Origin of the sequence: Bacteroides caecicola, assembly GCF_023337095.1 — a bacterium.
GTDB classification, from domain to species: domain Bacteria; phylum Bacteroidota; class Bacteroidia; order Bacteroidales; family Bacteroidaceae; genus Phocaeicola; species Phocaeicola gallinarum.
The window spans coordinates 99,069-111,465 of record NZ_JAMBLM010000008.1 but is presented as its reverse complement, the minus strand read 5'-3'; the positions used below and the strand labels follow the sequence as shown (position 1 = coordinate 111,465).

General features: G+C 45.0%; 6 protein-coding genes and 1 tRNA gene. 5 read left to right on the top strand and 2 right to left on the bottom strand.

Annotation, left to right across the window (positions count from 1 at the left end):
* The first annotated feature begins 1 nt into the window (after position 1).
* The 3 genes from M3085_RS09570 to M3085_RS09560 all read left to right on the top strand — a co-directional run bounded on the left by M3085_RS09570 (position 2) and on the right by M3085_RS09560 (position 7,587).
* A complete protein-coding gene (locus tag M3085_RS09570) occupies positions 2 to 1,072 on the top strand; it encodes an endonuclease/exonuclease/phosphatase family protein (RefSeq protein ID WP_249052880.1) in 1,071 nt (356 codons plus the stop codon).
* Between the two features lie 374 nt (positions 1,073 to 1,446).
* Complete coding sequence (secDF, locus tag M3085_RS09565) at positions 1,447 to 4,434, top strand: protein translocase subunit SecDF (RefSeq protein ID WP_204499428.1); 2,988 nt, start codon at positions 1,447 to 1,449, stop codon at positions 4,432 to 4,434.
* A gap of 246 nt (positions 4,435 to 4,680) precedes the next feature.
* A complete protein-coding gene (locus tag M3085_RS09560; RefSeq protein WP_249052879.1) occupies positions 4,681 to 7,587 on the top strand; it encodes a glycosyl hydrolase 115 family protein in 2,907 nt (968 codons plus the stop codon).
* Positions 7,588 to 7,692: 105 nt separating this feature from the next.
* Here the strand turns inward: M3085_RS09560 and M3085_RS09555 are convergent, their stop codons facing one another.
* Positions 7,693 to 8,643 (bottom strand): NAD-dependent epimerase/dehydratase family protein, encoded by a 951-nt coding sequence (locus M3085_RS09555; protein WP_178256495.1) that lies wholly within the window; start codon positions 8,641 to 8,643, stop codon positions 7,693 to 7,695.
* A gap of 151 nt (positions 8,644 to 8,794) precedes the next feature.
* On the opposite strand from M3085_RS09555, the gene kbl reads away from it, so the two are divergent.
* Positions 8,795 to 9,988, top strand: coding sequence for a glycine C-acetyltransferase (kbl, locus tag M3085_RS09550; protein WP_178256494.1), 1,194 nt, complete (start codon positions 8,795 to 8,797; stop codon positions 9,986 to 9,988).
* 274 nt (positions 9,989 to 10,262) lie between these two features.
* Here the strand turns inward: kbl and M3085_RS09545 are convergent.
* Positions 10,263 to 10,334, bottom strand: a tRNA-Arg gene (locus M3085_RS09545).
* 208 nt (positions 10,335 to 10,542) lie between these two features.
* Between M3085_RS09545 and M3085_RS09540 the strand changes: the two genes are divergently transcribed.
* On the top strand, positions 10,543 to 12,396 hold the full coding sequence (locus M3085_RS09540) for a 2-oxoacid:acceptor oxidoreductase subunit alpha (protein ID WP_178255935.1): 1,854 nt from the start codon (positions 10,543 to 10,545) through the stop codon (positions 12,394 to 12,396).
* Position 12,397: the final 1 nt, after the last annotated feature.

Here is a 12,397-nt window from a genome sequence, read left to right as displayed (position 1 = left end):
AATGAATGTGATAGGCTGCACGTTACGTTTTTTATTGTTTCTTGTCAATGCGGGGGTAGGAGTAGGTTTTCTGATATGCGCTTACAGCCCTTACCTTTCTCCCGTATCGCATCCGCTGTGGGCATGTACGGGGTTATTGTTTCCTGTTTTCCTGTCCTTGAATTTCCTTTTCTTCCTTTTTTGGCTGTTATGGAAGCGTAACTACGTATGGCTGCCGCTGCTTGTTTTTGTGGCAGGCTGGGGAGCCGTCAGAAACTACATACCTGTAAACATTGCCCGTGAGCCCGAAACGGAGACTCCGATAAAACTTCTCACCTATAATACATGGGGCATGAAAACCGAAACAGATGAAAACGGGAACAAAACAAATCCCGTACTGAATTATCTGAAAGGCTGTGGAGCCGACATCGTGTGCCTTCAAGAATATCCTGTAAACGATAAAAAGATACATAAAGAATTGGTTTCGGTATATCCGTATATCAAGTCTTATTCCATTGCGAAAGGATTAGGCGTGGCATGTCTGTCTAAATATCCTATCCTTGAATCGGAGTTGATTCGCTTCCCGAGTGCTTATAATTGCAGTGCTTTATTCAGGCTGAAGATGCAAGACGACACGCTTGCCGTGGTGTGCAATCATTTGGAATCGAACAAATTGTCGTCGGAAGATAGGAAAAAGTACAAAGAACTGCTGAAGTCGCCGAGCGAGCAACAATTAACCACCAGCGGGCGTTATTTGTTGCGAAAATACGCCGAAGCCGTAGCTGTCCGTGCGGTGCAGGCCGATTCGGTAGCTCAGGTTATAAAAAACAACCGCAGCCATTACATGGTGGTTTGCGGTGATTTTAATGATTCTCCTATATCCTATGCCCATCGGGTGATAAGCAAAGGACTGAAAGACGCCTATGTAGAGGCAGGCTGCGGTCCGGGTTTCTCATACAACCGGAATTATTTTTATTTCCGTATCGACCACATCTTGACGAGCGACGCTTTTCGGGTGTTAGATTGCAGGGTAGACCGCTCCATTCGTGCGTCCGACCATTATCCCGTATGGTGTATGTTGGAAAAGCGTTGAATATGTTGCTGTTATAAGCCAGTTCTTAGAAACACCGTACCTCCTTTCAGGGCCTGAAAAAATTCTATTCGTAGCGTTGCCTTACGCTATGGGTAGAAAGGGTCGACGCATCCGCATGAAATACCTTACGCTAACGGTAGCGTTTTACGCCACAAATCGTTGTTGTATTTCTTCCGCGTTTCGGCTATTATGCTACAAAATTTAAACAGTTTCTTATAATTATAGACCATTTTATCGGTCCGATAGCATGATTTTTGCCCTCTAAAGTCTAAATATTCAGAAACCTTTCCTTTTGTGAATGAAAAAAAAACTATATTTGCAACCTTGAATAAAAGCATATAATCAGAAAATTAAAAATAATAAATTAAAGTAACATGCAAAACAAAGGATTTGTAAAGCTTTTTGCGTTATTACTGACCGTTGCTTGCCTTTTTTACCTTTCGTTTTCTTTCGTTACCCGCTACCACATGAGTAAGGCGGAGAAAGACCCGCAAGGTGTTGAGCATTATCTTGATTCGATACAAGGCAAGAAAATATGGCTCGGTGCATATTCGCTGAAGCAGTGTCGTGAGATGGAAATTGGGTTGGGACTTGACTTGAAGGGTGGTATGAATGTCATCTTGGAAGTTTCAGTACCTGATGTAGTGAAAGCGCTGGCAGACAACAAGCCGGATGAGGCGTTTAACAAAGCAGTGTCTGAAGCTGCAAAACAGCAAGTAACAAGTCAAGAAGATTTCATTACTCTTTTCGTAAGAGAGTATAAGAAATTAGTCCCGAATGGAAAATTGGCTGAACTTTTTGCCACTCAGCAGTTGAAAGACAAAGTAAATACGCGCAGTACCGATGCCGAAGTGGAAAGAGTATTGCGTGAAGAAGTTAAAGCTGCCGTAGCCAATTCTTATAATGTGTTGCGTACACGTATCGACCGTTTCGGTGTGGTACAGCCCAATATCCAGACTTTGGAAGGAAGCATGGGACGTATCATGGTGGAATTGCCGGGTATCAAAGAGCCTGAACGTGTGAGAAAATTGTTGCAAGGTTCTGCAAACTTGGAATTTTGGGAAACATACGAGGCTAAAGACGTTCTGCCGATATTGATGTCAATCGACGGGAAAGTGCGTACGCTGCTGGCAGATGCTGATACAACGGCTGTGAAAGAAGAAGTGGCAGAAGCATCGGCTGTTTCTGCGAAAGACAGTCTGACCGCAGCCCTGAAAGGCGAAACTGCCGAAGCCGGACAAAATACGGCAAGCGACGCTAAAAACTATCCTTTTACTTCAATCTTTGCATTGAACCAAAGCGGTATGGGTTCTACGGTAGGATATGCCGATTATCGTGATACGGCTGCCGTAAACCGTATTCTTGCCATGCCCGAAGTTAAGAAAATGTTGCCGCGCGATTTGAAACTGATGTGGGGCGTTAAGGCTTCGAGCTTGGACAAGACAGGACACATGTTCGAACTGTATGCCATTAAGTCTACTGCCCGCAACGGACGCGCTCCGCTGGAAGGCGACGTAGTAACCGATGCGCAAAGCTCGTACGACCAGTTCAACAAGCCTTGTGTGACCATGCAAATGAATACCGAAGGCGCTCGCCGCTGGGCTACATTGACGAAGAACAACATCGGTCATCAGATTGCTATCGCATTGGATGGCTATATTTATACGGCTCCGAACGTAAATTCTGAAATTACGGGCGGTAACTCTGAAATCTCAGGAAACTTTACCGTAGAAGAAACCAAAGACTTGGCGAATGTGCTTCGTTCAGGTAAGATGCCGGCTCCTGCGCGTATTGTTCAAGAAGACATCGTAGGTCCGTCACTGGGACAGCAGTCTATCAATCAGGGACTTATTTCGTTTATCGTAGCATTGATAGCATTGATGGCTTACCTTTGTGTCATGTACGGTTTCATTCCGGGTATGGTTGCCAACGGTGCGCTGATTTTCAACTTCTTCTTTACGTTGGGAATCCTGACCTCGTTCCAAGCCGCTTTGACCTTGTCTGGTATTGCCGGTATGGTGCTTTCTCTGGCTATGGCGGTCGATGCGAACGTGTTGATTTATGAGCGTACGAAAGAAGAACTGAAATCCGGAAAGAATATGAAAGAGGCGATTGCCGCCGGTTATTCGGGTGCGTTCTCTGCCATCTTCGACTCTAACTTGACTTCTATTATCACAGGTGTCATTCTGTTCTACTTCGGAACCGGTCCTATCCGTGGTTTCGCCACGACCTTGATTATCGGTATCCTCTGCTCATTCTTTACGGCTGTATTCATGACCCGTTTGGTTTATGAACATTACATGAAGAAAGAAAAATGGCAGCATCTTACATTCTCTACGGCTGTTTCTAAGAACCTGTTCCAGAATGTACACTATAACTTTATGGGAACCATCAAACGCTCGTTTACCATTTGGGGTGTTCTGTTGCTGGTTTGTGTGATTTCATTCTTTACCCGTGGCTTGTCACAAAGTATTGACTTTACGGGTGGACGTAACTTCGTGGTACAGTTTGATAAGGTAGTTCAGCCCGAAACCGTTCGCGACCTGCTTGATGCAAAGGTAGGTGATGCAAACGTGCAGGCTATTGCTTTGGGTACAGACGGAAAGAGAATCCGTGTGATGACTAACTACCGTATCGAAGAAGAAGACCCGAAGGTAGATACCGAAATCGAAGCGTTGCTTTATTCCGTACTGAAAGAGGGCAATTTGGTTCCTGAAGGTATTACGCTTGAGCAGTTTATTGACCGCGATAACCAGAACGGATGTTCGATTATCAGTTCACAGAAAGTAGGTCCGAGTGTTGCCGATGATATGAAAGCATCTGCTGTTTGGGCTGTTGTGTTTGCATTGATTGCCATCGGCTTATACATCTTGATCCGGTTTAATAACATCGCTTACAGTATCGGTGCAACGGTGGCATTGGCGGTCGACGCAGTGCTGGTGATTGGTGCTTATTCACTGTTCTATGGCATCATGCCATTCTCTTTGGATGTAGACCAGACATTTATCGGTGCCGTATTGACGATTATCGGTTACTCAATCAACGATAAGGTGGTAATCTTCGACCGTGTGCGTGAGTTTAACCATCTGTATCCTACCCGTGAACACACGAAACTGTTTAACGATGCACTGAATACCACATTGGCTCGTACGTTGAATACAGGTCAGAGTACGTTGATCGTATTGCTTATTATTATCCTATTGGGTGGCGACAGCATCCGCAGCTTCTCATTCGCGATGATTCTTGGTGTAGTAATCGGTACGTTCTCTTCTTTGTTTGTGGCTGCTCCGGTAGCTTACCTCATGTTGGGAAACAAACTTCCGAAAGCTGCTTCCGAAGAAACAGAAGTTCAGAAAGCATGATAAACGCGGGGTTGTTTTAATCAATCCCCAAGTTTGTATATATTATTTGTCTCAAGGCAGGAGAGGACCTTTCTTTCCTGCCTTGAGACTTTTTTGTACTTGATATCGGTTACTTTCTGTTGCTTTTATAGAGGGTGTGCAACAATCGTGCTGTTTTCTGAAGATATTCGAATCTTTTTTCTTTATGGGGTTTTGTACATTTGTAATGTAGGCATAAGTAAAAACGTAACTTAATTCTATATTATCATGAAAAAACTGTTTGTTGTATTGTTCCTTCTCTGTGGTATATCCGTGTGCGCTCAAATACGAGTGAACGACCGGGAACAAGATTCGTCCGATTTCCCTTTATGTGTGGGAGGAAAGGCGTGTGATATTTATATTGATTCTTCCGATTTCGAAGTCGTAAAAAAAGTGTCTTCGCTCTTTGCCGAAGATGTGGAGCGAGTGACCGGACACCGGAATAGGGTTGACTCAAAAAGAACTCCTGAAGGCAAAGCGGTCATGGTCATTGGTACGCTGGGGCATAATCGTTTTATTGATGAATTGGTGGAGCAGGGCAAGCTGGACATTGCAACGATTCGGAATGGTTGGGAACAATACTTGATTCAGACTGTGGATAATCCGGCAAAAGATGTGTCTCGTGCCTTAGTGATTGCCGGGTGCGACCGTCGCGGAACAGCCTATGGGACGTTCGCCTTGTCCGAGGCGATTGGAGTGTCTCCCTTATATTGGTGGGCAGATGTCCCGGTAAAGCAGCAAAAGGCTCTATACGTAGGAGCCTTACGGTATGTGTCGAAAGCACCGAGTGTAAAATATAGGGGGATATTTATAAACGATGAAGGTTGGGGAATTACCCCGTGGGCTGCGAAAACATTCGATCGGGAATTGGGAGACATCGGTCCTAAAACGTATGCCAAAATCTGCGAATTGTTGTTACGCATGAAGGCGAATATGCTGGCTCCGGCAATGCATCCGGGGTCGGGAGCGTTTAACAAATATCCTGAAAATAAAATCGTGGCAGACAGTTACGCGATTGTTATGACCTCTTCCCATTGCGAGCCTTTGCTCTTTAATAACGTTTCAGAATGGCATAAGGAAACAATGGGCGAATGGAATTACATGACAAACAAAGCGGGAATCAACAAACAGCTTGACAAGCGGATTGCTGAAAACGGGAAGTATGAGAACTTCTATACATTAGCGATGCGGGGTATTCATGATGCCGGATTGGTTGGAGTTCCTAAAGATAAGGAAGTAAGCGTAGTAGAAGAAGTTATAAAAGACCAGCGGGAGATATTGTCGAAACATATTCCCGAAAATATTGATTCGATTCCGCAACTGTTCGTTCCTTATAAAGAAGTAATGGATATCTACGAACGAGGGTTGAAAGTGCCTGAATACGTAACACTGGTTTGGCCTGATGATAATTGGGGATACATGAAGCGGTTGAGCAACAAAGAGGAGCAGAAGCGTAAAGGAGAAGCAGGGGTATATTATCATATTTCGTATTGTGGAGAACCTCATGATTATTTGTGGCTGAACACTACGCCTCCTACTTTGATTTATGAAGAAATGCGCAAAGCGTATGATACGGGAGCTAAGCGTTACTGGTTGTTGAATGTGGGCGATATTAAACCGGGTGAACTGGGTATGAAGTTCTTCATGGATATGGCTTGGGATGTAAATCGGTTTAATATAGATACGGCTTATGAGTTTAATACAGACTATCTGACCTCTATCTTCGGCGAACAATATCGGAACGATTTAAAAGATATAATTGACACTTATTATTTATTGGGATTCCAGCATAAGCCCGAAGCAATGGGATGGGGATATGTGTGGAATAATTATCGCGACCGAGAGCGAGTGGTTGATACGGATTTTTCGTTCGTCAATTACAACGAGGCAGAGAACCGTATGAAAGAGTATGACCGGATTGCTGCCAAAGCTCAAAAGATGTTACACGCACTGCCCGAAGCTTATCAGGCCGCTTTTTATGAACTGGTTTATTATCCGGTGAAAGGGGCCGATTTGATGAATAAGAAAATGCTTACGGCACAAAAAAGCCGTTGGTACGCCCGGCAGCGGCGTGCAGCTACAAATGAGTGTGCCGAGCAAGCCAAAATCTATCACGATAGCCTGACGTATTATACCGACTGGTATAACTCTTTGCTGGATGGTAAATGGAATCACATGATGGCAGTTTCGCCCGGATGGATGGGAGAGTATCAAAAAATGCCGCCCGTAGATACGTGTGCAGCTGCCCAAGATGCGGATATGCAAGTATTCATTCCGGGACAAGACTGTACGGTAGGAGTATCGAGTGTAAATGTACTTCCCACGGTAAACCCATACATAAACAAAGATTTGTTTATCGAGTTATATAACAGGGGGAGCCAGTCTTTTGTATGGAAGGCAACGCCGAAAGCCTCATGGATAAAGTTGAACAAACATTCCGGACAAACAGCCTTGCAGGAGCGTATCGGTGTGTCTGTCGATTGGCAGAACGTCCCGAAAGGAGAGCGTATAACCGGAGAAATTGAAATAACTTCAGGAGATAAGATTGAGAAAGTTTATTTGCCGGTCTTTAATCCACAGTCTCCCACACGCGAAGAGTTGAAAGGACTTTATGTGGAAGATAACGGATGCATATCAATAAATGCCGGAGCATTTCATCGGAAAAAAGAGCCTAACGAAATCAAGATTCGTACTGTAAAGGGCTTAGGATATGAAAATACTTGCGTACAGTTAGGTGAAGCTACACAGGCAGTACAGGAAATGTGGTTTACCGACCGAACTCCGAGAGCCGAATACGATTTTTATACTTTTAACGGAGGCAGGGCTACGGTATATGTCTATGCGTTGCCCGTATTCCCGATTGATTCGAAACACGACACACGTTTCGGAATTATGGTAGACGATGGTATGGTACAATGGTTGACAACCTCGGCAAAAGAATATTCAAGCCAGTGGAGACTGAATGTTTTCCGTAATAGTGCTGTAAGTATGATGACCGTAAATATTGGCCGTCCCGGTAAACATACGTTTAAACTGCTGTGCGCCGACCCCGGCATGATAATTCAGAAGATAGTAATTGATTTTGGTGGTATGAAGCGTTCGTATTTAGGGGCGAACGTAACGCGGGTAGAGTAATATTGATGGGTATTACAAATCGGTCTGCAATCCTTTTGAGGATATAATTTTGCCGCATGGAATTGATTAATCCATGCGGCAAATTATATATATGGTTAGAAAAAGTTATCCGAACCGCTTTTCCAGTTTCTCCAGCATGTCGCGCGTCATGGCATCAAGATCATATTTCGGCAACCATCCCCATTCCTCTCGTGCACAGGTATCGTCCAGCGAATTCGGCCATGATTCGGCAATGGCTTGGCGCAACGGGTCTACTTGATACTCCATCTCAAAATCAGGACGGTATTCTTTAATCTTTTTGTAGATCGTGTCAGGCTCAAAGCTCATCGAAGCAATGTTGAACGAATTACGGTGGATGAGTTTATCCGGATTGGCTTCCATGATTTCGATGGCGGCACGCAGTGCATCGGGCATGTACATCATGTCCATGTAGGTACCCTGAGCTATCGGGCAGATAAACTTTTCTTTTTTTGCGGCAGCGTAATAAATATCCACAGCGTAGTCGGTTGTTCCTCCGCCCGGAGGAGTGACGTATGAAATCAATCCCGGAAATCTTACCGAGCGGGTATCTACTCCGAAGCGAGTGAAATAATAATCACTCAGCAATTCGCCGGCTACTTTGGTCACGCCATACATGGTTTTGGGGCGTTGAATCGTATCTTGTGGAGTCTTATCTTTGGGAGTTCCTCCGCCGAACGAACCGATGGAACTGGGGGTAAATACCGCACAATGTTTTTCGCGTGCTACCTCCAGCGTGTTGTATAACCCGCCCAAACCGATTTTCCAAGCTAATTGGGGCTTTTTTTCTGCCACAGCAGAAAGGATGGCAGCCAAATTATAGATGGTATCTATATTGAATTGGTCTACGGCATCTGCTATCTGTTGCGGATTGGTAATGTCAACCAAAGCTGACGGACCTGAATCTTTGAGTTCTCCTTTTGGTTCCGCACCGGTTATGTAACCGGCTACTACATTTCCCTGATAATGTTTTCTGAGCAACATGGTAAGCTCCGAACCTATCTGGCCGGTAGCTCCTATTATCAAAATGTTTTTCATTTTATGTTTATGGTTAAATTAAGATGCGGCAAATGTAGCAATTTGGCGTAAAGTATAGCGTGAAAAAGTGTTATTTCTTTTGGCTTTGTTTCTTTTTTCAGAAAAAAATCCCATCTTTGACTTGAAATAAGAACCTTAATTCACTACTATTATGTATGGTAAATTTAAAGAATTTCTAACCAAAGAGCTTGCCGATATTCAGGCAGCCGGGTTGTATAAGAACGAACGTGTGATAACTACTCCTCAAAAAGCAGACATTAAGGTTAATGCCGGCGAAGACGTCCTTAATTTCTGTGCGAATAACTATCTGGGGCTATCGGACAATAAGCGGTTGATTGAAGCTGCTAAAGCAGCGATGGATACACATGGTTACGGGATGTCATCCGTTCGTTTCATTTGTGGTACGCAAGATTTGCATAAACAGTTGGAGGCAGCTATTTCCGATTATTTCCATACGGAAGATACAATTCTTTACGCAGCTTGTTTCGATGCAAACGGCGGTTTGTTCGAACCGTTGCTTACCGACGAGGATGCCATTATTTCGGATGCGCTGAACCATGCGTCTATCATTGATGGCGTACGTCTGTGCAAGGCGAAACGCTATCGTTATGCAAACGCTGATATGGCCGATTTGGAACGTTGCTTGCAGGAAGCACAGGCACAGCGCTTCCGCATCATTGCTACGGACGGCGTATTCTCGATGGATGGCAATGTGGCTCCGATGGATAAGATTTGCGAGTTGGCAGAGAAATACGATGCACTGGTAATGGTTGACGAATCGCATTCAGCCGGAGTTGTAGGACCTACGGGACATGGCGTGGCAGAACAATTCGGCGTTTATGGGCGAGTTGATATCTTTACCGGAACATTGGGTAAAGCGTTTGGTGGCGCTATGGGTGGTTTTACTACCGGCCGCAAAGAAATTATCGACATGTTGCGCCAGCGTTCACGTCCGTACCTGTTCTCCAATTCCGTAGCGCCTGCCATCGTGGGAGCCAGCTTGGAAATGTTCCGTATGCTGAAAGAAAGCAACGCGCTTCATGACAAGTTGATGGAAAACGTAGCTTATTTCCGCGACAAGATGATAGCTGCCGGCTTCGATATCAAGCCTACACAGAGCGCAATTTGTGCTGTGATGCTTTACGATGCCAAACTGTCGCAGGACTTTGCTGCCCGTATGCAGGAAGAAGGCATTTACGTAACAGGCTTCTACTATCCGGTAGTACCGAAAGGACAGGCACGCATCCGTGTACAGCTTTCTGCCGGCCACGAGCGCGAACATCTCGACAAAGCGATTGCCGCTTTCATCAAGGTGGGCAAAGAGTTGGGCGTCATTAAAGGTTAACCTTCCCGACGGCTTACACAGCGTTACACACAAGAAAATCAAAGGCTTGTTTTCGGAGAATATACAAATGTGTTCCCGAAAACAAGCCTTTGATTTTATACATTCAACGCTACCGTTAGTGTTGCTCATCTTATGCGGTAGTGTTTACTGGTTCTACCCGTAGCGTTGAGTGGTTCTACCGCAAGCGTTTTTCACGCTCCTGACCAAGTCGGAAAGGGATTAAAACAAGCCCGCTATCAGTCTAAACCATTTTATGTATAGCGCAACTTGAAAGTAGCTCCGAGGGGAATCGAACCCCTATCTAAAATTTAGGAAATTCTTGTTCTATCCGTTGAACTACAGAGCCGCTTTGTTTTTATGAGAATTATCGAATGTAGATGCAAAAGTAATGCTTTTTGCGTAAACTTTTCTATTATTATTCGGAAAAAACTCATAACTTATTCATTTTGTTTGTCATTCAATAAAATAACTACCGATTTATTTTGTTTTTTGAAGGAACTTCGCCAATTTTGTGCCTATTGATTTTGTGAACTTTAAACTAAAAAGATTTCTATATGGCAGAAGAAATGATTGTCAAGGAGCTGGACGACGTGGTTGTTCGCTTTTCTGGCGACTCTGGCGACGGTATGCAGTTGGCGGGTAATATGTTTTCGAATATTTCGGCAACTGAAGGAAACGATATCAGTACGTTCCCTGATTATCCGGCAGATATCCGCGCACCGCAAGGTTCATTGTCCGGAGTTTCTGGATTTCAGGTGCATATTGGTTCGGGAAAGGTTTATACTCCGGGCGATAAGTGCGACGTGTTGGTGGCTATGAATCCTGCTGCGCTAAAAACACAGTATAAATTCTGTAAACCCCAATCTGTTATTATTATAGATACAGACTCGTTTACCAAACGTGATCTGGAGAAGGCTCAGTTTGTTCTTGAAAATCCGTTCTCGGAATTGGGCATAAAGAACGAAGTGGTTGAGGCTGCAATTACAACCATGTGTAAAGAGAGCCTGAAGGAAAGCGGACTGGACAACAAGTCGATTATGCGTACTAAAAATATGTTTGCGCTCGGACTGGTGTGCTGGCTGTTCCATCGAGATATTACGGTAGGCGAGAAACTTTTGAGAGAGAAATTTGCCAAAAAGCCCGAAATAGCCGAAGCCAACGTAAAGGTGTTGTACGACGGTTATCACTTCGGAGAAAATACTCACGCTTCGGTTTCGATGAGTTATGTGGTTCCGAGCAAAGAACAGAAGGTTCCGGGACGTTACATGGATATCAATGGAAATAAGGCTACGGCTTACGGATTGATGGCGGCTGCCGAAAAAGCCGGACTGCAACTGTATTTGGGCTCATATCCCATTACTCCGGCTACGGACATCCTGCATGAGCTGGCTAAACACAAATCGCTTGGCGTGAAAACCGTACAGTGTGAAGACGAGATTGCCGGATGTGCATCGGCTGTCGGAGCGGCTTTTGCTGGAGCATTGGCGGTAACTACTACCTCCGGACCGGGCATCTGTTTGAAGAGTGAGGCGATGAACTTGGCGGTCATTACCGAACTTCCGTTAGTGATTGTAGACGTACAGCGTGGCGGACCTTCTACCGGTTTGCCTACGAAATCGGAGCAGACCGACTTGTTGCAGGTGCTTTACGGACGTAACGGAGAAAGTCCGATGCCTGTTATTGCGGCATCTTCTCCTACCGACTGTTTTGATGCTGCCTATACTGCTTGTAAGATTGCTCTCGAACACATGACTCCCGTTGTATTGTTGACCGATGCTTATATTGCAAACGGCTCGGCAGCATGGCGGCTTCCCGACTTGAGTGAATATCCCGATATCCGTCCGCCTTACGTTACTCCCGACATGGCAGATACGTGGACGCCTTTCTTGCGTAATCCGGAAACCGGCGTGCGCTACTGGGCGAAACCCGGAATGGAGGGATTCATGCACCGCATCGGTGGCTTGGAAAAGAGTAACGAGACGGGCGCTATTTCTACCGAACCCGAAAACCACAACCTGATGACGCGCCTGCGTGCTGAGAAGGTGGAGAAGATTGCCGACTCAATTCCACCGTTGGAAGTGGAAGGTAATCCGGATGCCGACTTGCTGATTGTAGGGTTTGGAGGAACTTACGGACATTTACATTCGGCAATGGATACGCTGAATGCGCAAGGAAAGAAAGCTGCACTGGCTCATTTCCGCTTTATCAATCCGTTGCCTAAAAACACGGAAGAAGTATTGCGGAAGTATAAAAAGATAGTGGTTGCCGAACAGAATATGGGACAGCTTGCTGGCTATCTGCGTATGAAGGTAGAAGGTATCCATTTACATCAGTTTAACCAAGTAAAAGGTCAGCCTTTTGTCGTTCAAGAGTTGGTTGAAGCCTTTACTAAAATCATGGAGGACTAAG